Origin of the sequence: Sphingobacterium athyrii, assembly GCF_003071065.1 — a bacterium.
In the GTDB taxonomy this organism is placed as follows: Bacteria; Bacteroidota; Bacteroidia; order Sphingobacteriales; family Sphingobacteriaceae; genus Sphingobacterium; species Sphingobacterium athyrii.
In genome coordinates this window covers 87,166-111,354 of the sequence record NZ_QCXX01000007.1, presented here as the reverse complement: position 1 = coordinate 111,354, position 24,189 = coordinate 87,166, and the positions used below count along the sequence as shown (strand labels likewise).

Genomic DNA, 24,189 nt, shown 5'->3' with positions numbered 1-24,189 from the left:
TATGATTTACTTATTGATTGTCAATGTTTCATTGATTATCAGCTTTGCGCTCTATAGGCTGATTTTTCGAAAACTCACCTTTTTTCAATGGAATCGGGTTTATTTGATCGGGATGATATTTTTCTCGATCTTGGCACCCATTGGGATTTTTATTGAATTACCGAAAGCCCAGATAATAGCGTATTCCATACCGATGGTGGATCTGAGCGGCTATATGGACATTGCCATTATCCGCCCGCAGGAGCAGCCCATTTATCTGATAGACATGATGACTTATGTCTATTGGACAGGAGTTGCGATTGCCTGTGTTTTCCTGATCGCTCGGCTGATGTGGTTATTTCGCGCTTTGCGTCACGAACAGGACTATCTAAGTTTTTCATTTTTCAATAAAATCATCATTGGCGAGTCTATTAAAGACAGTGGCAGTATCGAATTACATGAGCGTGTTCATGTCGACCAGGGCCACTCTTACGATTTGCTTTTGATGGAGCTGTTGAAAATTTTCAACTGGTTTAATCCGATTTTATATTTCTTTCAAAAGGAGTTAAAGTTCCAGCACGAATGTATAGCCGACGAAATCTGTTCGACAGATAAGGTGGCTTATGCCGAAATGTTGGTCGCTCACGCCCTGCAGACGGATCATCTTCCGCTGACGCATGAGTTTTCTAATCATTCGTTTTTAAAGAAAAGAATTATGATGTTATTTAAGAATAAATCAACGCAGAAACATAAGCTTTTGTATGTAACCATTTTACCAATGCTATTGGTGGTGACGGCTTCCACCTTGGTATTTAATACAAGCCGGGCGAAGGATCTTGTCACCGATGTGGAAAGCTCCATTAACAAGCTGGAGATACCCGGATCAAAAGAATCAGTCAGGCCTGTTGAAGAGTTGATCCCGGCGAACCAAGCACCGGGAAGGCAATGGAATGCGATTGTTGAACCTTCACCAGCTGTGGCAGGAAGCAATGTTTATGCGGATGGGAGCGCCAACGCCTTGATCCAGCAGGATACAACGAACCCTCGGAAGGATGCTGTTTTTACCGAAGTTGAAGTTGTTCCTGAACCCGTTGGTGGCATGCGGCAATTTATGATGTGGGTTAGCAACAATTACGACTATCCGAAAGCCGCATTGGAAAACGCAGTGAATGGTATTATTGAAATTTCCTTCATTGTGGAACAGGATGGGAGCTTGTCGAGTTTTGAACTCAAAAAAGAACTGGGCTATGGTACCGGTGAAGCTGCATTGAAGTTAATGAAAAGTGCAGCAAAATGGAATCCCGGCCTACAAAACGGTCGAAAAGTACGTGTAGCCTATACCTTACCTATCCGTTTAAATACAATGCAAGAGGGTAGCTCGCCAGCTAAATCAAAAAAAGCGGTTGCTACACCAAAGCTCGGCGTTGATGGCTTAAGCAGCTGGTTTGCCCAGAATTTTAAAATGCCGCGAAAAATATCCAATAAAGACCTCGATCCCGTGATTGAAAGTTACTTTATTATTAATCCCGATGGTACAATAAAGTCTTTAAAAATCAGGACGGATCTGGACAAACAGTTTGTTGATCAAGCGACCAAATTATTGTCGCAGTCAAAATGGGAGCCTGCCCTGGTGGATGGTAAACCTGTTGAATCAAAAGCTGCCTTCTACTACAAATTTGCCCCGAATGGTGGTTATGTAAAAAATTATACGCGTGTAGACGTGACATCAGAACCTATCGGAGGGATGATTGCCTTACGTGATTATGTGATGAAAAATTACGCACCAAACTCAACTGGTAAAGATGGGAATGTCGTGGTGCAATTTGTTGTCGAAAAAAATGGTCAGCTGAATAATTTTAAAGTTGTCAGCACGCCCAATACGAAGGCTGGTGACGAGTTAGTCCGACTGTTGCGATCTGGAGCAAAATGGAAGCCCGGTATTCTCGATGGCAGCCCTGTTAGAAATCAATATGAATTGACATTAAGGGTAATGAAAGTGAATGGTAATTTTTATGATGTTTACCGTTGGGAAGGATTAAAGATGCAGAATTTAAAATCTTAGAAGACCGCCCGGATGTTTAAAAAAGAGAAACCCTTACTTCTGTTGATCACTGTGTGGCTAATTTTTGCATTTGTTTCCTGCAAATCCTATCAGGTGGCATCAAATGGCTATACCGTGGAGGGGGACGAATATTTTATCAATATCGATAAAAACCTGGCTGTATTTTTAGGCGATGATATTTTAAAGGAAGAGAACTGGCAATCCAATGGTGGGCCGATCAATGTGAGTAAGGTTACTGCTAAATACAAAAATGTACTCAAACATCTAAATTACTCGGATACTGCTTACAAGGTCTTATTTACCGGGCATATGAAAGGGAAATATAGTTATGACATGCTTGCGGTGATAAACAATTTTCCGAATGTCAAAGGCAAAAGAAATCATTTACTGGACTTGACCGCCCTTCAGCGGGAAGAAAACAGGGAAGGACGGTATTTCTACAACATAAATGAATTCAAAGGGCAAAAGCTGTTGCATTTTGTTATTCCGTTCAATGACAGGCTCTGGCAGGAAAAGATGGTCAGCATGATCTTTCTGCTTCCGGCTGATTTCAATGACATTGCCTGGGCGAAGGATATTGTATTATCTAATGTGGCTATGTATCGTGACCGTTATGTTTTTACGCCAAGCAGGACGGAGATCTTATGTCCTGATGATGGGAGCCGCTCGCATCTGGACTATAAGATTCCTGAGGAGAAGATTAACAAGACCGGATATATGCTGATGAAAGCATACGGAAATGTAGAAGGGAAGCGTACATTGGTGGTCTACCGGCTAATGAAGCCAAAAGATTTTTATGGCTCATTCGTCGTTTGTAAAGGGGATTATGAAATTCTCTATACAACGTTGCAGGATAAAATCGTCTGGCAGACCAAAATCAATACCGAGAAGGACGTGGTATTCTAATTATTCTATTTTATTGACGGGTATAAAAGCCCTGGACTAATAATCCAGGGCTTTTAATTTATTTTTGAGTAGTAAGATTTCATTTTGCAGTTGTTCGACCTTATCCAATAGATGATTGGCTACCTGAATTCCCTGGGGATTTACTTCGAGATCGTAATATAGATTTGAGAAACGTTCCAGTTTCTTGAGTTCATCTTCGTCGATATATTGTTCTTCCTGCTGGATGACAATATGAATGAGTCCATATTCCTCCATGGTCTGTAGAAAAGTTGTTTCAACCTTTCTAGACTGACAGAAGTCTATCACTTTTATGAGTGTCGTTTCCATAAGATTATTGCTTTAAATCCTTCAATTGTTGAAATAGCGCTTTTTCGTCATCGGATAGATTGCTGGGCATTTTGATGTTTAGGCTTACGTAGAGGTCTCCAAATTCACCTTCTTTCCGGTATAGCGGAAAACCTTTGCCCTTGAGCCGCATTTTTGCACCGTTTTGACTTTCGGGTTTGACCTTTAATTTGATCTTACCGCCAAAGGTATCGAGTGTTGCCTCGCCACCTAAAATCGCCGTATAGAGGTCTACATCCAGCGAGGTGTACAGATCATTTCCCTGACGTTTGAAATTTGCATCCGGCGTGATGTTGATCGTAATATATAAATCGCCTTTAGGGCCGCCATTGATTCCTTCGCTACCATAGCCCTTTAATTTGATTTTCTGTCCATCCTCAACACCCGCATGAATCGTAATACGGATACTCTTGCCGTTGATATTAAAGGTTTGTTGGTGGGTAGTGTAGGCCTGTTGGAGCGTTAAACTCAGCTCGGCATTAAAGTCCTGCCCGCGGAAGGTACTTTGTCTGCCGCCACCACGCCGACTGCCAAACATCTGCTCGAAAAAATCCGAGAATTGACCATCATCAAAATTTCCGGTATACTCATAAGAACCCGCACCGCCACCAAATGGGTTCCCGCCGGCACCAAAAGGATTGCCACCACCAGATTGGGATTGTCGGTATTGCTGCTGTGCTTTTTCGTACTCCTCTCCATGCTGCCAATGTTCGCCATATTGGTCATATTTTTTACGTTTCTCGGGATCGGATAAGACTTCATTCGCTTCATTGATCTCCTGAAACCGTTGTTTAGCCTCGTTATCATTGGGGTTGACATCAGGATGATATTTACGCGCTAGTTTTCGATATGCTTTTTTGATATCATCTGCCGAAGCCGTTTTATCAATGCCAAGCACTTTATAGTAATCTACAAAAGCCATAAATTATACGTGTTTTATCCTAAAGATAACAATAAATTCAGGTAAAATGTTTCTGCTTGTCGTCAAATCAAACTTTTCCAGATAGACCCATCATTTGGTTTTTATCATATTGAATTTGTGGATATATCCGAGCATAAAATACTGTTTTAAGGTCATTGAACTTCCAAAATAAGTCATGTTTCCCTGACTTCCCCAGTAATTTTGTGTATTTTGATTCAGGATGTCAAAGCCGGTCAGCTTCACTTGAGACTTGTTTTTAAAAGTATAGTACATCGAAGCGTTCAATATATGGTAGTTTTTTCTTCCATTTAATCCACTTGCTCTATTATCCAATGAATAAGTGCTCTCTAACGAAAAGCCCTTAATAGGGTTGATGTTTAATCCCATGCCGATCTGATGTGTTGAATAAGCTGTTTCAGCAAAGTCGGGATGGTTTTTGGCGGAATTTAAGTTTTTATTCCTGTTATAAGTATACTTGGGCTGAATACCGATCAGATTTCTCCAGGTAATGGAAAATTCCTGCGATAGATCTATCCCCACATTATTTGATTTATTGGCGATGTCATTGATTGTACTGTAATTTTCGAAATTATAAGCAGTACTGGTCTGGGAAAGGTAAAAATTCCAGTTTTCGCCGCTTTTAAAACTATATCTGAGGAAACTATATAAAGAAGAATTATACCTGGAACCAGCTAAATAAGATTGAACGGTATAATGACCATTTTTGGCATCACGCCAGCTTCTAGTGCCGATGCTGCGTTCTTGGTAGTTAATATTTCCTCCGGTATTGAATTGGATCTTCGCGTTATATGCATAAAAAGATACGCTTACCTGTTGGGTTTCTATGTTATCGAAAATAAACGCCTTCAATCGGGTTTGTAATGGGTTGAGGTCGTTTTCAACCGTGCGGATTCCATTTGTGGCGGGCGATTGGATATTTTTCTGCCAACTGAGTGACAGATTTTTGTAACGAACGGAAACATTAGGAAGCCAATAGCCATTTTTGAACTTTTTCTCTTCGTTGAGCTGTTTGAGATTGAAATGATCATCCTTTATGGCGTAGGTGGTTCCTATATCAATAAACATATCTTTCACGGGTTTCCAATAAAGCTTAAGACCCGTGACATATTCTTGGTAATTGTAATCAAAATTGTTTTCAAGATCGTTCCCATGAGTCTTTCCGCTGTTGTTCCGATCAAAATAGAAAGTTTCGGTCTGCGAACGGCTGTTTTTATTGAGGGAAAAAAATAGATTGAAATCTAACTTTTTCACCGTTTTGTTGAAATAACTGATCGTCGAATTGATGGCACGGGACTTCGTTACCGAACCTTCGTTTGTCCATAGGAGGGTTCTTGGATTTGGGTTGTTGTAGATCTCACTCAGTTGTTCATTGGTGCCATCCACATCATTGTTGCTGTAGTTGATTTCATTGCGAAAAGAAAGACTATGCTTTTTGTTGAACTGTTTTTCAATATAAAAATTATGTGAATAGTTGAACTGGGCTTGCTTAGAATCTCCCCTTGTTTGTGATCTGTTTATGCTATCTTGCTGTGTATCAGTTTTTGAAAAGGACTTCGAATCGTTGTGATCGCTATTGATCCTAATACTCGGTTTAAATTCAAGATAGGCGGTCGTATCCAGTCGGTGTCGAAATAGGGACTTCAGATCATGACCTAAGCGTTTTTTGCGTTCCTCATAATTACTGTTATTGAATTGCTCGATGGAATCGAATTTTGCGATATTACTGGACTGGTTAGCATTTTCGGTGTTGTTATGCTTCAGCATATACATGATGTTAAGTTTTGTTTTTTTGCCCCAGTCATTGTTGAGATTGAAACCGATACCGACATCATTTGCTTTCCCCGAGTAATTTCGCCCGCCAAAGCTATCAAAACCATAACTTTCCGCTCGGCCCAATCCACCTTGCTGGTTTAATTCATTATAATCGAAACTCTGTCTATTGACATTGTTTCCAAATGCCAGAAAACTCAATTGCAATGTATCCCGAAAGGTGTTAAACAGTGCTCCGGCTTCGTAATGCCCTCTGGTGCCAGCACTCCCATATGCTTTTCCGAAGCTCGCTTTTAAAAACTCTTTCTTGACTTTAAGATTGATCGTAATTGGGAGCCTGTCTTCATCTTCGACATTGATCTTAGATTCGCCTTTGTCACGATATACCTGTACTGTTTTTATTAAAGAAGCATCCAGATTTCGTGTAGCGATGCGTACATCCGTGGAAAAGAAATCTTTGTCATTGACTTTGACTTTTGACACTTCTTTTCCCTGATAGTAGATGGTCCCGTCCATATTGACCTGTAATCCGGGGAGCTGTTTAATTAGTTCTTCTACATTGGCATTGGGCCTCGTTTTAAAGAAGCTTGTATTATATTCCAATGTGTCTTTGTTCATCCGGACGGGTGGGAGAACATTGACCACAACTTCATCCAGGCTTTTAGCCGCGAGCTTTAATTGCCCAAAATTATGTGACCCATTGTGAATACTAAAATCTTGGCTGTAAGGGGAGGCATTGATATGTGATACAATTAAAATAAGCCTGGTTTCGGCCGGTAGCCGAAAAAACTCGAAGTTTCCCTTGGCATCTGTCAGTAGATACGAGATAACAGCGGAGTCCTTGGGAGCAAGCACCGTGACTGTTGCTTTTTCAAGTGGTTCACCTGCTTGCGATAGTATTGTTCCGTTTGCTTTCCCTTTTGTTTGAGATAAAGCGGGAATGGTAAAAAGAAGCAGAAAGTAGAAAATAAACAGTATTTTCATAAAGGTTATTTTGGCTATTGGCTTAGTACAATTATTTAGTACAATTATACTAAGTAGTAGGTGAAACAAAAAATAGGAGTCGGTATTATGGCTATGTTTTAACAGAGTTTAACACTAAAGGCATAATTTATCTGCTAGCGGAATAGGTGGTCTTGTGTAATAAAAAAAGGTCAGGTAAACTGCTTTTACCCGACCTTTTTTTATTATAGCGAAAACTATTTTTACTCTTTGTTGCTGTCTATTGCCAGACGGTTTTCTCTATTGGCGATCTGCCATGCCGTAAAAAAGACCAATTTTTCCCGTTTGACCATCAGCGGGAAGTCGATTTTGTCATAGGTATCCGCGGGTGTATGGTAGTCGGGATGAAGACCCGAAAAATAGAAGATGGATGGTATGCCTTTCTTTGCAAAGTTATAATGGTCAGAACGGTAATAAAGACGCATTGGATCCTTTGGATTGTCATACATGTAATCTATCTCCAGCTTGGTGTTTTTGTCATTTTCATCTTTATTGATCTGGTAGAGTTCAGAGCTTAGTTTGTCTGAACCGATCGCATGAATATAATCATGATTTCCTTTAAGATGTTTGTCATCAACACGCCCGATCATATCAATGTTGATACAGGCTACGGTATTTGCCAATGGAAAAACTGGGTTTTCGGTATAAAATTTAGAACCGAGTAAACCTTTTTCTTCAGCTGCATAAGTAATAAATAGAATACTGCGCCTTGGGCCATTGCCTGCGGCTTTTGCGCGGGAAAAGCTACGTGCGAGCTCAAGTACAGCCGTTGTTCCGGATGCATTGTCATCTGCACCGAAGAAGATGTTTCCTTTGGAATCTTTGCCGTCGTGATCATAATGCCCCCCAATGACAACAATTTCATCTTTTTTGTCGGTTCCTTCTAAATATCCCAGGATATTTGGGTCGGCTAAAGGTTTTGCATTTGTGCCGAACTCAGCTTTGAGGTTTGTACTGATCGCGAAGGAATTTGCCTGTCCGGAACGGTTGATTTTACCAACTACAGCCGCAAGATTTGTACGTGCCAGATTGAAGATATAATTCGCTGCATGATCGGTAATGTTGACAACGGGGATCATGGGGGATTTTTCGGGTGCCGGCTGATCTATGGCCAGGTTATAGCGGCCTTCGGTAGCACGGTCTCCCGCATCTTCAAGCAGTTGTGAAAGCTGACTGTTGACAGCCAGCACCAACTTTGGTTTCTTCTTGAGAATTTCCTTTATTTTTTTATTTCTGCTTGTCGACCAGTCAGACAGGTTTTTTTTCCCGGTGATCCATGAATTTCCTTTGTCATCCGTAGGTTCACCTTCATTCAATAATAAGACAACTTTATTGGTCAGGTCTAAACCGCTGATGTCGGAATACTTTGGATCATCGATCCCATAACCAATGAAGATAATCTCATTGCTTTCAAAGAGCTTATCCTCATTGTTGCCGATGACAAAGATATCTTTTCCATTTAAGAATGGTCGGTCATTGATGCTAAAGTGCTTGACTTTAAAACTATTGTGTATGAGCCGTAAAGGTTGGAAGTAGGACCCATTTACTGGGGCTGAAAGCCCGTATTTCTTGAACTCGTTTGCTATATAATCTGCAGCCAGCTGCCCGCCTTTTTGTCCTGTTCCTCTTCCTTCGAAGTCCACGGAAGCGAGTGTCCGCAAATGCTTTTGTGTAGATTCTACGGTGATCTCGCTGGCATATTTGCTGCTGACATCCTGTGCCTGAGCACAGCTCATCGCAGCAAATGCTATCCAGATCAGGTTATGTATTTTCTTCATTGTTTATTTTATTCTTTTGGTGTTCAATGCAGCGGTCTTTGGTGCTGTAAGCCTAGACCTTAAGCTGTATCTATTACTTTGTTTTTTATGGTTCCCACCCTCCTTACTTCTACACAATATAACTAAAAAAGCGGATGAAAAGTATAGTTTACCTTTCATCCGCTTCTTAAAATATGTTAATTTATTAACAGTCGCAAGCTATTTTATTGACACGGTTGGCATGACGGCCACCTTCAAAATCGGTTGTCATAAAAGTTGATACGATCTTTTTAGCTAAATCAAGGTCGATAAAACGTGCCGGCACACATACGACATTCGCGTCGTTGTGTTGGCGTGCCAATGCGGCAATTTCTTCCAGCCAACAGATTGCGGCACGGATATTCTGATGTTTATTGGCCGTTATCGCAACACCGTTTGCACTGCCGCAAATTAGCACACCAGCATCAGCTTCTTTGTTTTCCACTGCGGATGCGACGGGATGTGCAAAATCTGGGTAGTCCACTGAATCTGGCGAGTTTGTTCCAAAGTCCTGAACTTCATAGCCCAGTTCATTCAAAAAACCAACTAATGCCGTTTTGTACTCAAAACCTGCATGGTCACTTCCAATCGCAATTTTCTTTACGCTGCTCATTTCTATTGTTATTTTATTTTTCTAGTGCTAATTTTTTTCTTTTGACATCTGCTGAGACCATGATACTGACTTCATACAATAAGAACATCGGTGCAGCAACAGTCAACATGGTGATGATATCCGCAGAAGGTGTGATGACCGCTGCGATGACCAAAATAATTACAGTGGCATAGCGACGGCTGGCACGCATAAATTCAGGTGTCATAATGCCTATCTTGGACAGAATAAATACCAGGATCGGAAGCAGGAAAACAATCCCACAACCTAATGTCAACGTGGCGATCGTGGACAGATAATTGTCGATGGTAATCTGATTCACGATTTCGTCACTTAAGGACACGTTCGCCAGAAAGTTAATGGATAATGGTACAACAATATAGTATCCGAAAAGTGCCCCTAAAAGAAACAACATGGAAGAGTAAAACACAAATCCACGTGCAGAACGTCTTTCAACATCTGTCAATGCTGGTTTTACGAATAGCCAAATTTCGAATAAAAGATAGGGAAAACCCATCATCAAAGCCATCAAAAGACAGGAGTTGATCTGGAGCATAAATTGCCCTGCTAATTCCGTATTGATAATGTTAAAAGGTATTTTCTTGACACAGAAGTCGGCTAGATTAAATGCATCTGCGGCTTTGCACATCATGCGATAAGTCCAAAAATCGAGATTCTTGGGACCCATGATAATATCGTTGAATACAAAGTCATAAAATGTAAATGCGATACCGGCAAAGATACAGATTGCAATAGCTGAACGAACCAAATGCCATCTCAAGACCTCAAGATGGTCAAAGAAAGACATTTCTGCTTCTATATTCTTCCCCTTATTTTTGATAGCTTGTATTAAATCTTTCGAATTTGGTGTACTCATAAAAATTGTTTGGAAACAAAAATACCATTCTTATTGTAAAGAATGGTATTTTTTATGTATGTAAAGACAATTTTATTTAATCTTCTACAGGATATTCAGTTAGGTCAAATGTTTCCATGAATTTTGTCGTGAAATTGCCCGCTCTAAAGTTAGGGTCGCGCATCAATCTCAGGTGCAGAGGAATGGTAGTTTTGATACCTTCGATTACGAATTCGCTCAATGCACGCTCCATGGTACAGATTGCTTCTTCACGTGTTTGTGCAACACAGATCAATTTAGCGATCATGGAGTCATAGTTTGGCGGAATAGTATAGCCAGAGTAAACATGTGTATCTACGCGTACACCATGACCTCCCGGAGAGTGAAAATTCGTGATTTTGCCCGGTGAAGGACGGAAGTTATTAAACGGATCTTCTGCATTGATACGACACTCGATCGCGTGCATTTCCGGTTCATAATTCTTTCCGGAGATCGGAATTCCTGCCGCAACTTTGATCTGCTCTTTAATCAGGTCGAAGTTGATCACTTCTTCGGTTACGGGATGCTCTACCTGAATACGTGTATTCATTTCCATAAAGTAGAAGTTGCGGTGTTTGTCAACCAAGAACTCGATTGTACCTGCACCCTCATAGTTTACAGCTTTTGCACCTTTGACAGCCGCTTCACCCATTTCAGCCCTTAATTCAGGTGTCATAAACGGTGAAGGAGATTCCTCGATCAATTTTTGGTGACGACGTTGGATCGAGCAGTCACGTTCTGATAAGTGACACACTGTACCAAATTGGTCGCCTACGATCTGGAATTCAATGTGACGGGGTTCCTCAACATATTTCTCAAGGTAGATACCATCGTTACCAAAAGCAGCAGCAGATTCTACACGGGCAGAATCCCAAGCTGGTTCGAACTCTTCGTCTTTCCAGATGATTCGCATACCACGGCCACCACCGCCGGCCGTAGCTTTAATAATAACAGGATAACCTATTTCATTGGCTAGTTTGATGCCTTCTTTTACGTTTGAGATCAAACCATCTGATCCGGGCACAGTAGGTACGCCAGCTTGCTTCATGGTGTCCTTCGCACGGGACTTGTCGCCCATTTTCTCAATTTGTTCAGCAGTAGCACCGATAAATTTGATGCCATACTCTGCACAGATTGCCGAAAAACGTGCGTTCTCAGACAAGAAACCATATCCTGGGTGAATTGCATCTGCATTTGTCAATTCAGCCGCAGAAATAATATTAGGAATGTTTAAGTAAGAATCTTTACTCGGTGGAGGGCCAATACAAACCGCTTCATCAGCAAAGCGTACGTGTAAGCTATCTCTATCTGCGGTCGAATATACTGCAACACTTTTGATACCCATCTCACGGCAGGTACGGATAATGCGCAGGGCGATTTCTCCTCTATTTGCAATTAATATTTTTTTAAACATTTTCTTGAATTATGAAGTTTACAAAAATGTAGCCCTTTTGAGGCTACATAGTATTCATTTACGTTCGTAAATTACTTAGGCTCTACTAAGAATAATGGTTGATCATACTCAACAGGTTGAGCATCTTCTACCAAAATCTTAACGATTTTACCAGAAACTTCAGATTCGATTTCGTTGAACAATTTCATTGCTTCAATAATACACAATACAGAACCTGTATTGATATCATCGCCAATATTAACGAAAGATGGTTTACCCGGACCAGCTGAACGATAAAATGTACCGATCATAGGTGATTTAACGGTAATCAAGTTTGCGTCATTGCTAGCAGCTGGAGCAGCAGGAGTAGCCACCGGCGCTGGAGCTGCTGCTTGTGCAACTGGCGCTGCGGCCACAGGCGCTACAGCCGGAACAGTAGCTGTTACATACGTAGGCTCTTGATTTGTTTTTATTGTAATTTTAAAATCTTGCTCTTCAATCGAGACTTCATTCACACCTGATTTTGAAACGAATTTAATCAAGTCCTGAATTTGTTTGATATCCATACCCATAGTATTCTAGGTTTTGTTTGTTTCTTAAAAAATTCTAACTGTCAAAAGTAATAAATTATACCATAAAATGGACAATTAATACGCCCATTTTAAATAGATGGATCCCCAGGTGAAACCACCGCCGAAAGCGGCAAGGATCAGGTTATCTCCTTTTTTCAATTGAGATTCCCATTCCCATAGGCATAGTGGGATTGTCCCACTGGTGGTATTACCGTATTTTTGGATGTTTACCATCACTTTTTCGTCTGGAAGACCTACACGTTCGGCCGTCGCATCAATGATACGTTTATTGGCCTGATGAGGTACCAACCAGGCGATATCTTCTGATTTCAAGTTGTTTTTTTCCATCACTTCATGCGCTACGTCCGCCATATTGGTCACAGCAAATTTGAATACTGTACGGCCTTCTTGGTAGGCATAATGTAATCCTGCGTCAACAGTAGCATGTGAGGCTGGATTTAATGAACCACCACCTTTAATATTGAGGTACTGGCCACCGGAACCATCAGTTTTCAAAATCGCATCCTGTATACCCAATCCTTCCTCATTCGGTTCCAATAACACACAACCGCATCCATCACCAAAAAGGATACAGGTATTGCGGTCCTGATAATTGATGACCGATGACATTTTATCTGCACCGATGACAAGCACTTTTTTGTGTGTGCCTGCGGTGATAAACTGTGTTCCGGTATTTAGACCGAACAAGAAGCCTGAACAAGCTGCCTGAAGATCGAATCCCCACGCATTTGTCGCTCCGATTTTATCGGCCAGAATATTTGCTGTGGCCGGAAACAACATATCTGGTGTACTGGTACAGAAGATAATTAAATCGATATCCGTCGCTTCTATTCCTCTCTTTTTCAATAAACCCTGAACGGCAGGTACAGCAAGATCTGATGTAGCAAGCCCTTCACCCTTTAAGATGCGTCTTTCTTTGATTCCTGTTCGTGATACAATCCACTCGTCGTTGGTATCGACCATTGTTTCCAACTCTTTGTTGGTGAGGATGTAATCCGGAACGTAACCATTTACAGCCGTAATTGCGGCATGAATCTTTGACATAAATACTTAATTGAAAATAGATCTGATGCTGTCAATGAATTTAGACTCGATCATATCTCTTGAAAATAAAACCATATTTTTAATGGCCTCCGGTGTTGAAATACCATGACCAATAATGACAGGAGCATTGACTCCTAAGATTGGACTACCGCCGTACTGCTCGTAGTTGAATCGATCGAAGAAATCATCTTTAAAACCTTTTTTCAGGGTCACTACATAAAATGATTCTGCAAGTTTTAAGACCACATTGCCCGTAAATCCATCGCAGACGTATACGTCGGCATGGTCACTGAACAGGTCGCGGCCTTCTGCATTTCCGATAAAGTTAATCTTGTTGTTGGCTTTAAGTAGGGGGTAGGTAGAGGTTGTCAGGATGTTTCCTTTTTCTTCTTCTTCTCCGATGTTCAATAATCCGACTTTAGGATTGGATACATTGAATACATGCTCGGCAAAGAGGCTGCCCAACATTGCAAATTGATTCAGCATCTCCGGTTTACAGTCTGCGTTTGCGCCGACATCCAGTAAGAGTCCGAATCCTGATTTCAATTTTGGAACAATTGATGCTATGGCTGGGCGCAATACGCCTGGAATAGCTTTTACGCTGAACATCGATCCCACAAGCATGGCTCCGGTGTTACCAGCGGATGCGAATGAGTCGATTTCTTTGTTTTTTAAATATTCAAATCCCTTTGCAATACTTGAGTTGGGTTTTTGAGTTATCGCTTTGGTTGGATGTTCGCCCATTGCAATGACTTCTGGAGCTTCCACATATTCAAAGTCAGATGAATTTCCTCCGGCTTGATCGATTAATTGCTTCGTCTCTTCAGTTTTACCAAAAAGGACTATTTTTTGGTCTCCAGTAAGCTGTTTTTGTGCTTCAATCGCACCTGTTATCGTTGCTTTAGGAGCATAATCTCCTCCTAAAATATCTAAACCAATCTTCATCCGTTATTATTTAGTAAATCAATAATACGCAAAAAACATCCCAAAATAAAGCAAATTTCTAAAATATTGCTTGTTTGGGATGTTTTGGTGTTATGAAAGGTTTACCTTAGACAACAGCTGTATTTTCAATGATCAATTTACCGTTGTAGTACAAGTTTCCGTCTACAGTGTATGCACGGTGTGGTAAATGAACTGCGCCAGTTTCTTTACATACTGTCAAGCTAGGAGCTTCAGCTTTATAATGTGTTCTTCTTTTGTCTCTTCTTGATTTAGAAGTTTTACGTTTTGGATGTGCCATCTCGTATTTTTGTTTTAGTTATTTTTAATATTTCTCAATGCTTCCCAACGTGGGTCGATAATTTCTTCTTCTTTTTGCTCCTCTGCATCCGGCTCGCTTGTAAACAAAGCCAGCATTTCAGGATCGCATGCTATGCCCTCTCCCTGCTCCTCACATTTCACGATATAGGGAACAGCTAAATTGATGTATTCGTACAATAACTCAGCTATATCCAACTCATGGTCGCTTTTTGATAAGATCAACACTTCTTCCGTGTTGTCTGTCCAATCTTCATCCGTGAATTTGACCAATATCCGTTCTTGAATTGAAATCGGTGACATAAACTCTTTCAAGCAGGTATCACAAGTCAATTGAATCTCGCCTTGGATATCAAAATGCAAAATCAACAGGTTTTCCTGTTTTTGCAATTCAACTTCTGCTTTCAGATTGCCATCTTTTACAATCGAATGTTCGTAGCAGTCAAAGAACTTTTTATTTATGTCAAATTCAAAATTGTGCTTTCCAGCGTTGAGTCCCGAAAAGGGAATTCTGTATTGTTTTAGATGTTTCACAATCTTGCATTTGAGCCTGCAAAGGTATGTATAAAATCATTAGGATCGAAATATTTTTTTAAATATTCCGGTCGAACGCTTTATATATACGCATGGCACGACTTATTCATAATAATTTTTACCTAACTCTATTTTTTCGCGTCCATTTGCCATGCGCCATTTGTTGGTGTCACGTAGCGAATAGGCACAACCGCAGTATTCCTGCATGTAGAACTTCTCTTTTTTGGACACTTCAAGCATCCGTGCCGAACCACCTTTCTTGCGCCAGTTGAATGTCCAGTACTCCATACCTTCATGACGGGAGGCTGCACGTAGGCCACAGTCGTTGATCTGTTCCATGTTTTTCCAGCGGGAAATACCCAATGAACTCGAGATCACATCAAAGCCATTAGCCGCCGCATATTCTGCTGTTTTCTCGAAACGCATATCAAAGCACATGGTGCAACGGATCCCCCGTTCAGGCTCCTGTTCCATGCCTTTAGCCAGGTCAAACCAATGGTCCACATCGTAATCCGCATCAATAAAAGGGATATTGTGTTTTTCGGCAAACCGGATATTTTCATCTTTGCGCAGATCGTATTCCTTGCGTGGATGAATATTGGGATTGTAAAAATAAATCGTAAAATCGATATCTGAAGCAATCAACGCTTCCATGACTTCTCCGGAACAGGGTGCACAGCAGGAGTGTAAAAGCAATTTCTTGCCTTCTCCCGGTAATGCCAACTTCTCCCGTACAAATTCCTTCTTTTCCATAATGTATATGATATCAAAAACAAAGGCAATTTTAATCAAAAAGTAGCGGAATGACAAATATTTCCGTTTGAGTTCCCGTACTATATGTCCAAAAGAATCATATAAATTCATTGATATTCTGCATATATTAGTAGATTTGTATGTTTGACGCAATAAGCTATTTATAATAAAAATATATGAAATTTTCATTTCAAACCTGTGTTATTGTATTGTTCGCCAGTTTAATAGGCGTTGCTTCCTGTAAAAAATTAGATGATGAACCTGAGCGTGGAGAGGCAACACTTATTTCAAGATTGTATATTTCTTTTCAGAATTATCAGGCGAATAATTCTTCGATTAAAAATCTCTTTATTGTGGACCCTGCTGATACCAATAGCTTGGATAATATCTATCAGTATCTTTCTCCTGCAAAAGGCGGGGGGCCAGTCATCTTTGACCCTAATGCAAAATCAATTTTTCAGGCGAGTTCAGGGACCGTCGCGCAGGATACCTTTATCCAGCGTATTGCACTGGACGACGTTTACGGGATTCCGGGAAATGCAAGTGCTATTGGCTATACGGGCTTTGCGAACGTCAAAGGACTGGCTTATTATACCTATGCGCAACAAAATGGTAATTCGGGATCTGTTCTGACCAATTTTCTACTTGCAGTGACAAACAATAATATGTTATATGCGGTAAGCCGTCCGGAAGGAAAAGGCGGATCGACGGGCGGTTCCAAAATTATCGATAAACAGATCAGTCTGGGGGATATTGTTCCGACATCAGTGACGCTGTTACAAAGTAACACGAGTGATCCCAATGAAAAATTGTTGTTGGTCGGGTTTGATGAGGAGGGTGCTAATAATAGAAGCGGTTTTGCCGTTTATACAAATCTTAAGCGGGAACTGATCGACAGAGCGCGGGATACTATTGTTAATTCGAATACTTTCTCCCCGGCGATGAAAGTCTATATACAGGGAAAAACAGGCTTGGGAGCCGTGTCTTACGCACCAAATAAGGCGTTATTGGCGGTTACCGCGGGAGAAGAGGTGTTGTTCTTTAAGAATCCGAAGGAGCTGTTCAGCGGAAGTGGCGAAAAAACGATCGCCCCCGATTATGTAATCGGTGGCACAAATACGGGGTTGAAGGCACCTTGGGGAATAGCCATTGATGACCGTACTAAAAATGGTGAATTCTTTTACGTCTCCGATTTGACTACAAGAAAAATCTCGCGTTTTAAATTAACGGATCAAGGGAATGCAACACCAGAAATGACAAAAAATTATGGGACACTGATACCAAATTATATCTTTTTGGATGCCAGAGAAAGAACTGATTTCTAGTTTGTCAATTTATATATCAGGCAAGCAATTCGAACAGTTCTCTGATTTCCTGTTGCTTGCCTACACTTTCATTGGCTTCATAGGCCGAGAGCAGATTTCGTAAGGCACGCTTCATGATCGTCACATTGTCGCAAGGATAAGTAAACTCTCGCTCAGGACCTAAGTTCAACTGCTTCAGGAACGAATTCACATCACTTTTTTGCATGATCTGCCCCCGGTTAAATGCATTGATGTAAAACAAAACATGTTCATTTCCTTCCTCATCCGAATCCATGTAAGCCAAGATAAAATGCTTGGGCAGGTTAATCCCATAGATCGGGATATCCAGTTTTTGTGCAATAATGCTATAGATACAGGATAAGGTCAGAGGGTTTCCCTGTTTCGTGTCCAAAACCTGACCGATATAAGAGTTTTGTGGATGGTGATAATCTTTTGTATTGCCAGCTAAACCGAAGGAGCCAAATAGCACGTGATTCAATAGGTTTACCTTCTCCAGGGGACTCATATCGTATTGTAGCCCGCGCCACACCTCTGTTTTCAGATCTTCGATCTTCAACACGATTTTATGGTCTTCATAAGATGGGTACTGATAATTATTGAGGATGATAAGTCCCTCTAACAGATTGAAGGAATTGCTCAGATTCCAGATCTGTAGCTCATTTTTGGTCTGCTCAAACTGAATTTCATGGATAATGTTTTCCAGCCGCCCCTGTACTCTTGGATCGAAGCTGGATTCCCAGAATTTCTCCAAATAAGGGACAATTTCAGGACCTTGGCTTTTCAATTGATGTTCCACTTCCTGAATAACCTGTTGATCGGTATCGTCCAACAGGAATATTAACGATTTCAGCGCGCTCTCATTCATCATAACGAAGTTAAAAAAATGAATTGAGAAATGGATACAAAAAAATCCCTACAGTAATTCATGTACCAAGTAGGGATTATTCAGGTTAAATTGGCATACAATTATTTGAGCTGCCCATCCAGCATATTGACAATTCTTTTGCCGTACTCCGCATTTTTTTCGGAGTGGGTAACTTGTATGATCGTGACACCGTCATCATTCAATTGTTTGAACAGCTCCATGATCTCTTCGCCTTGCTTGGAATTGAGGTTACCCGTAGGTTCATCGGCCAACAAGAGTTTTGGAGAGCCGGCCAATGCGCGTGCGATGCCGACAATCTGTTGCTGTCCACCGGATAGCTGAGCTGGAAACAGATCTTTCTTTCCCACAATGCCAAAACGGTCAAGCATATCGGCTACAATGGCTTTTCGCTCTTTGCCGGAAATGTCTTTATAGATCAACGGTGTTTCTATATTTTCATATACCGTCAATTCATCCAATAAATGGTAAGCTTGAAATACGTATCCAATATGAGATTGGTACAGTTGCGTCCGTTTTTTTGCTTTCATCTCCAATACATTTTCATCCATAAAGATGTATTCACCTTCATCGGGTTCGTCCAGCATACCGATGATATTCAACAGGGTGGATTTTCCTGAACCCGAAGGCCCCATGATGGAGATGAAATCACCTTCTACTATATCTAAACTGACATCTTTGAGCACAAATGAGCGTGTACCACCTACATTATACCACTTGAATAAATGTTTTAATTGTATCATTTTCTAGTATTGAGATTTTGTCTTTTAATTTCTACTTATTCATTAATCTTTGTTCTATTCATCCCGCAGGTTATCTACCGGATTTGTCCGGGCGACTTTCAGCGACTGGAAGCTAATGGAAATCAATATTAGGATAAATATGCAAAATATCGGGATCAAAAACGACCACCACTGTATATTGACATGATATGCAAAATTGGAAAGCCATTTGTCCATGAGTAAATAAGCTAAGGGAAGGGCAATGCCGATACCGATCAGAAATAGCCTGAAAAAGGGTTTATTCAATTGGACAAAGAGCAGCTGTGCCGAGGCACCGAGTACTTTTCGGATACTCATTTCTTTCTTGCGTAATGCGGCCTGATAAGCGGCCATGCTGAACAGGCCCAACGCGGCGATAATAACCGAAAGGCTTGCGAAACTATTAAAAGCAATCTGTAGTTCCTGTTGTTTTTGGTGCTGTAACGCATATTGTTGATCCATAAAGGAATAGTCTAAGGGCAAATCCTTGGCAGTAGTATTTTTCTCCCATTCTTCCTTGACCGTTTCAATTGCCCGATCAACCATTCCGGGTTTTGTTTTCACCATAAGTGTCGTCTGAATGCGCATGCTCCCACATTCATTTTTAAACGAATAGAGGGTAGGTTGAACAGCATTTTCAAAGCCATAGGCCTTACTATCTTTGACAAGGCCGACGATTTCGAAATTTGCGTCACAGCCACTGATTTTTGCGCCAATGGGATTTGAAAGCCCCAAACTTTTAGCGGCAGATTCATTGATGACCGCATAGTTGGAAAGGGAATCACGGAGCAACTGATCCATGGACAGATTGCTATTTCCTTGTAGATTGGGGATATTTAATGTTTTGAAATAGCCTGGATCGATACCGACATGCGCAAAGGAAATATTCTTTTGTGCATAGGAGAACTCCATTTTGGGCGGTTGTTCCCCTTCTCCCGGGATATTTGTTGCGGAAGCCACTGCCGCAATGCTCGGATCATTTTCTAATCGCCGTTTCAACTGGTGGAAAGAACCATCAATTTTGGAGTCGTAATACATGCCCACTCCCTTGAAATTGATCACTTGTGCCGGCTCAAACCCTTTATCTGTATGCTGCATGTACTGAAGCTGGCCCCGAATGACCAGCATTCCAGAAATAAACAAAATTGCCATGCTGATCTGAAAGGTTAATAAGACATTTCGGAATGTTCCTTTTTTTAGTATTGCGGATAATCCGCCTTTGAGCAGATTGACGGATTTGAAACCTGAAAGAACGATGGCAGGGTATATTGCGGATAGGATCGTTGTTAATAGAACAGCGACACAGAGCTGGATAATGGTTTCAGAACTTAAAATATAACTTCTCAGATCATCATTGAACCATCTTTGTAATATGTTGCCGGTAAGCGCCAAGGAAATGAAACTCAATACTGCCGCAGCGCTGGTCAGTATAAATACTTCCAGTAATAATTGCCTTACGATGGCCCAACGCGAACTTCCCAATATTTTTTTAAGGGCGAGCTCTTTCAGGCGTTGATCGGCTTGGGCCATAATCATATTGGCGAAATTGGCGGATGCAAGCAGGAGGATCAACAGGGAAAGAATACCGATAACCCATGTGATGAGATAGGCGGTGTTGCTTCCGGTTTTTGGTCGCAGGTGCAGGTTGGCCAATGGATCCAAGTAGATCTTACCTTTGGCATAACCGGAAGAGCGTATTTTATCTTTTGGTGCGATTTCCTTATGGTAGATTGTGTTGATCTGATCGGTCAACTTAGCGATATCTGTACCCGGTCTGACCTGAATAAAAGTCTGGTATAAAAAAGGATTATTTTCAGCAAAGAGATCCTGTGGTTCACGGATAAAAAGAAGGTCGTAATCAATCATCGAAAGACCTTGCTTTTTGATGGTGCCATAAATCGTCTCGCGCATACCCAGATCAAGGCTCATAGACGGAATGGAATGGGGGCTGTCAAAATTTAGGTCCTCCTTTTTGAAAAGCTGTTCGGCAATAGGACTTTTGACCATGGTCGCATCCTTTTGATCTTTGTTTTTGTAGAGTGGTCCGATGGCATTTTCTACCTGAAAGATCCGGGCAGCAGAAGAATCAATTAATGCAGCATTTTTGATAAGTACAGTCTTCTCCCCAAATAAGGGGTAGCTACCATAGTTGTAGACCATTTTTCGGCCGGCATAGACGATATCTGGTAAATTCTGTTTTAGCAACGGAGCAAGGGAAGGAGAGGTTTCGTCCGTAAAAGCACCTTCGGCTTCCAGACCAATTTGATAGATTTCCTTATAGTTTTGATTCCATTTATCAAAGCTTGTTTCCCGATTGATGTATTGATAGGAAAGGATAAAACCGGTAAAACCAAGTGTCAGTCCAATAATATTCAAAAATGCGAAACCCTTATTTTTTAAGAGTTTACGCCAAGCCAGTTTGAAATCATTTTGTGCCATGCCATAAAAAATGCAATCCCCTTGCCAGTGTTTTAACTGTTTTATTTTGAGTTTGTTAGGTGGTTGTTGTTCGTTTTTGATGTTCGATTTCGGACAGTTTTCGTTCGCAATCGAACATTCATTCCCCCTTTAGCCATTGGTGCATTGCCCACCACGCAACAGGCAAGGCAATGACCAAGGCAACAAACACCAATTTTTAAGATCTTCGGATTTTATTCATCCCTTAAACTATCGACCGGATTGGTCCGGATAGTTTTCCAGGTCTGATAACTAATGGTGCCTAAGGCGATGAGGATAGCACCCATACCTGCCAGAATAAAGTACATCCAGTTAATATCTATTTTATAGTTGAAGTCTCTGAGCCATAGGTTCATTGCCCACCACGCAACAGGTGAGGCAATGACCATGGCAACAAACACCAATTTTTAAGATCTTCGGATTTTATTCATCCCTTAAACTATCGACCGGAGTGGTCCGGATAGTTTTCCAGGTCTGATAACTACTGGTGCCTAAGGCGATGAGGATAGCACCCATACCTGCCAGTATAAAGTACATCCAGTTAATATCTATTTTATAGTTGAAGTCTCTGAGCCATAGGTTCATTGCCCACCACGCAACAGGTGAGGCAATGACCATGGCAACAAACACCAATTTTATAAAGTCTCCGGACAGGAGTCTCAGCAATCGGAGGGTACTCGCGCCAAGCACCTTCCGTACACCGATTTCTTTGGTTCGCTGTTGTGTCACATAGGTGGCCAGTCCAAAGAGACCCAGGGCCGCCACAAAAATGGCAACAATTGCAAAACAGCTGAATATATTCTTGGTCCGTTCGACATCTTGATAAAGGGAGGCAAAACCCTCATCCAAAAAGCTGTAATTGATTTTTTGATGAGGTGCAAATTTGTCCCATACCGTATTTATGTCAGCCAACGTTTTAGCCATGTCCGTTGACTTGGTCTTGATCGAAAGGAGCGATGGGCTGCTGGCCAAACTCATACAGACAGGGACATATCCTTCGCCTTTTAATGATTCAAAAATAAAGTCATCCACAACGCCGACAATTGTCCATGTTCTTCCGTTTGTAATCTGTGCACCGATCGGGTTCCCTTTAATACCCAGCGTTGTGATCATTTTTTTATTGACAATGGCACCACTGCTATCGGAAGCGATCTGCGGATTGAAATTTCGACCTGCGATTAACCGAAGTCCAAAAGTGGAAACATAATTTTCATCAATATTCCAGAATTGGCCAGCTTTTCCCAATTCGAGGTCTTCTTTTCCCTTAGCCCAAAATGGGTTGCCATTACGTTTTACACCATCCAATGGCACTGGGAGATAATCACCTATGGATACATTGCTCACAGCCGGAATAGCTTTCAGTTCATTTTTCAGGTTTTGTACTTCTGAGGTAATACTATTTATGCCACGGAGTACAATGACTTGATCCTTATTGAAGCCAATATCTTTATTGAGCATATAGCTGATCTGTTGATTGGCGATCAGCGCAGAAATCATTAGGATGATGGAAGTTGCAAATTGGAAAACAACAAGCCCATTACGCAATAATGCGGCTTTTGGGTTGGAACCTGCTTTACTTTTTAGGGCATTGATCGGTTGAAATCCTGAGAGGTATAAGGCGGGATATATACCGGCGATGCCGCCTATGGTCAACATGGTTAAGATCAAAGAAGGCATAAAGTACCATGCTGCCCAAGGGATAACCAAGGTCTTATTGGCCAAACTATTAAAAAGAGGCAGTAATGTCCAGGCCAGTAAAAGACCAATAATTAAAGAAATTACGCTGTAACATACCGCTTCTGTCATAAATTGGGTGATCAAAGTACTTCGGCTGGATCCAATGGTTTTGCGGATGCCGATCTCTTTAGCTCGTGTAGCGGCATTGGCGGTAGACAGATTAACAAAATTGATGCATGCGATCAGCAGGATGAAAAATGCGATCCCGGCAAATACCCAGACCATTTTGATATCACCCTGATATTTCGTTGCCATGGCGTATTCTAAAATATTTTTGGAGTATAAATGCATGTCCAGTGCATTTTGAAGTAACACCTTAGATTGCATGGTTTCCGGCGATATTTTCATTCCATTTTTTTTGTTGATCGGAATGTAATGATCCTCGACATAGTTTTTTGAAATAGCACGTTGTGCAGTGACGAAATCCGTATTTTCTTTAAGCTTTACATAAGTGATGTAGTTCGTTGCTCCCCAGTTGTTTTGTTCGCCCTGGTAAAAAGGTTCACCGGCAAGCGAGATAAAGTAATCATAGCCATAGAGGCTTGAATTACTTGGTACATCGTCAATAACGGCAGTTATATTGTACAGGACGTTCTTGTTATTGTTCAGATAGATTGTTTGTCCAACAGCATTTCCCCTGAAAAACTTCTGTGCTTTACTTTTTGTGATGACCAAGCTATTGGGTTTGTCTAAAGCATGATTTAACTGTCCTTCCATGACGGGGAGCGGAAATATCTCCAGGATAGACTGGTCAACATAAACGAAGCCTGCGTCCAAGTGATTCTCGGGTTTACCATTGATTGTGAAGAGGTTGCTCCCAGCCCCGAATAGCGTGTTGGGTAGCACTCGCCCGGCCAATTCGATACTGGGAATCTCGGCCTGAAGGGTCTTGGCAGCAGGGGCCGGAAATGAAAGAGACCGCACGGATTTATCCCCGTCCGGAGCTTGGACAATCAGACGGAACACACGGTCCATATCCGGATACATCCTATCATAGCTTGTTTCGTGTTTGATGTACAGTAAGATGAGTATACAGATTGCAACGCTAAATGCAAAACCACCAATCTTGATGGTTGAGTAGAGTTTGTTGTTGGTCATGTTCCGCCAAGCAATCTTTAGGTAATTTCCGATCATAACAATA

Annotated in this window: 21 protein-coding genes; 3 read left to right on the top strand and 18 right to left on the bottom strand. The window is 41.3% G+C overall.

Going from position 1 to position 24,189, the window contains the following annotated elements; genetic code table 11:
* The first annotated feature begins 1 nt into the window (after position 1).
* On the top strand, positions 2-2,041 hold the full coding sequence (locus DCO56_RS22005) for an energy transducer TonB (RefSeq protein WP_108635897.1): 2,040 nt from the start codon (positions 2-4) through the stop codon (positions 2,039-2,041).
* Positions 2,042-2,053: 12 nt separating this feature from the next.
* A complete protein-coding gene (locus DCO56_RS22000) occupies positions 2,054-2,947 on the top strand; it encodes a hypothetical protein (protein WP_108635896.1) in 894 nt (297 codons plus the stop codon).
* Between the two features lie 36 nt (positions 2,948-2,983).
* Here the strand turns inward: DCO56_RS22000 and DCO56_RS21995 are convergent, their stop codons facing one another.
* The 13 genes from DCO56_RS21995 to DCO56_RS21935 form a co-directional block, all read right to left on the bottom strand.
* Positions 2,984-3,274 carry a chaperone modulator CbpM gene (locus DCO56_RS21995; RefSeq protein ID WP_108635895.1) on the bottom strand — a complete coding sequence of 97 codons (291 nt, stop codon included), beginning with the start codon at positions 3,272-3,274 and terminating at the stop codon, positions 2,984-2,986.
* Between the two features lie 4 nt (positions 3,275-3,278).
* Entirely contained in the window at positions 3,279-4,214 is a 936-nt protein-coding gene (locus DCO56_RS21990) for a DnaJ C-terminal domain-containing protein (protein WP_108635894.1), read from the bottom strand.
* A gap of 90 nt (positions 4,215-4,304) precedes the next feature.
* Entirely contained in the window at positions 4,305-6,989 is a 2,685-nt protein-coding gene (locus tag DCO56_RS21985) for a peptidase associated/transthyretin-like domain-containing protein (protein ID WP_108635893.1), read from the bottom strand.
* A 221-nt stretch (positions 6,990-7,210) separates the two neighbouring features.
* Positions 7,211-8,785: a M28 family peptidase gene (locus DCO56_RS21980; RefSeq protein ID WP_108635892.1), complete on the bottom strand. Its 1,575-nt coding sequence runs from the start codon at positions 8,783-8,785 to the stop codon at positions 7,211-7,213.
* A 184-nt stretch (positions 8,786-8,969) separates the two neighbouring features.
* Positions 8,970-9,416 carry a ribose 5-phosphate isomerase B gene (rpiB, locus tag DCO56_RS21975; protein WP_108635891.1) on the bottom strand — a complete coding sequence of 149 codons (447 nt, stop codon included), beginning with the start codon at positions 9,414-9,416 and terminating at the stop codon, positions 8,970-8,972.
* A 13-nt stretch (positions 9,417-9,429) separates the two neighbouring features.
* On the bottom strand, positions 9,430-10,290 hold the full coding sequence (gene tatC, locus DCO56_RS21970; protein ID WP_108635890.1) for a twin-arginine translocase subunit TatC: 861 nt from the start codon (positions 10,288-10,290) through the stop codon (positions 9,430-9,432).
* Between the two features lie 76 nt (positions 10,291-10,366).
* Positions 10,367-11,722 (bottom strand): acetyl-CoA carboxylase biotin carboxylase subunit, encoded by a 1,356-nt coding sequence (gene accC, locus DCO56_RS21965; protein WP_108635889.1) that lies wholly within the window; start codon positions 11,720-11,722, stop codon positions 10,367-10,369.
* Positions 11,723-11,793: 71 nt separating this feature from the next.
* Positions 11,794-12,273: an acetyl-CoA carboxylase biotin carboxyl carrier protein gene (accB, locus tag DCO56_RS21960; RefSeq protein ID WP_108635888.1), complete on the bottom strand. Its 480-nt coding sequence runs from the start codon at positions 12,271-12,273 to the stop codon at positions 11,794-11,796.
* A 75-nt stretch (positions 12,274-12,348) separates the two neighbouring features.
* Complete coding sequence (locus tag DCO56_RS21955) at positions 12,349-13,338, bottom strand: beta-ketoacyl-ACP synthase III (RefSeq protein WP_108635887.1); 990 nt, start codon at positions 13,336-13,338, stop codon at positions 12,349-12,351.
* 6 nt (positions 13,339-13,344) lie between these two features.
* On the bottom strand, positions 13,345-14,283 hold the full coding sequence (plsX, locus tag DCO56_RS21950) for a phosphate acyltransferase PlsX (protein WP_108635886.1): 939 nt from the start codon (positions 14,281-14,283) through the stop codon (positions 13,345-13,347).
* Positions 14,284-14,389: 106 nt separating this feature from the next.
* Entirely contained in the window at positions 14,390-14,581 is a 192-nt protein-coding gene (gene rpmF / locus DCO56_RS21945; protein ID WP_046672269.1) for a 50S ribosomal protein L32, read from the bottom strand.
* Positions 14,582-14,595: 14 nt separating this feature from the next.
* A complete protein-coding gene (locus DCO56_RS21940; RefSeq protein WP_104384881.1) occupies positions 14,596-15,132 on the bottom strand; it encodes a YceD family protein in 537 nt (178 codons plus the stop codon).
* 102 nt (positions 15,133-15,234) lie between these two features.
* A complete protein-coding gene (locus DCO56_RS21935; protein WP_104385119.1) occupies positions 15,235-15,885 on the bottom strand; it encodes an epoxyqueuosine reductase QueH in 651 nt (216 codons plus the stop codon).
* Between the two features lie 176 nt (positions 15,886-16,061).
* Here DCO56_RS21935 and DCO56_RS21930 point away from each other — a divergent pair, with 176 nt between their 5' ends.
* Positions 16,062-17,210 carry a hypothetical protein gene (locus tag DCO56_RS21930; protein ID WP_108635885.1) on the top strand — a complete coding sequence of 383 codons (1,149 nt, stop codon included), beginning with the start codon at positions 16,062-16,064 and terminating at the stop codon, positions 17,208-17,210.
* 16 nt (positions 17,211-17,226) lie between these two features.
* On the opposite strand, the gene DCO56_RS21925 is transcribed toward DCO56_RS21930, so the two are convergent.
* The 5 genes from DCO56_RS21925 to DCO56_RS21905 form a co-directional block, all read right to left on the bottom strand.
* Positions 17,227-18,078: a transglutaminase-like domain-containing protein gene (locus tag DCO56_RS21925; RefSeq protein WP_313533326.1), complete on the bottom strand. Its 852-nt coding sequence runs from the start codon at positions 18,076-18,078 to the stop codon at positions 17,227-17,229.
* Positions 18,079-18,176: 98 nt separating this feature from the next.
* Positions 18,177-18,836, bottom strand: coding sequence for an ABC transporter ATP-binding protein (locus DCO56_RS21920; RefSeq protein ID WP_108635883.1), 660 nt, complete (start codon positions 18,834-18,836; stop codon positions 18,177-18,179).
* A 54-nt stretch (positions 18,837-18,890) separates the two neighbouring features.
* The gene (locus tag DCO56_RS21915) at positions 18,891-21,293 is read right to left on the bottom strand and encodes an FtsX-like permease family protein (RefSeq protein WP_108635882.1); all 2,403 of its coding nucleotides are present in this window, start codon (positions 21,291-21,293) and stop codon (positions 18,891-18,893) included.
* A 212-nt stretch (positions 21,294-21,505) separates the two neighbouring features.
* Positions 21,506-21,700, bottom strand: coding sequence for an ABC transporter permease (locus DCO56_RS21910; RefSeq protein ID WP_108635881.1), 195 nt, complete (start codon positions 21,698-21,700; stop codon positions 21,506-21,508).
* A 34-nt stretch (positions 21,701-21,734) separates the two neighbouring features.
* A complete protein-coding gene (locus tag DCO56_RS21905; protein ID WP_108635880.1) occupies positions 21,735-24,182 on the bottom strand; it encodes an ABC transporter permease in 2,448 nt (815 codons plus the stop codon).
* Positions 24,183-24,189 lie beyond the last annotated feature (7 nt).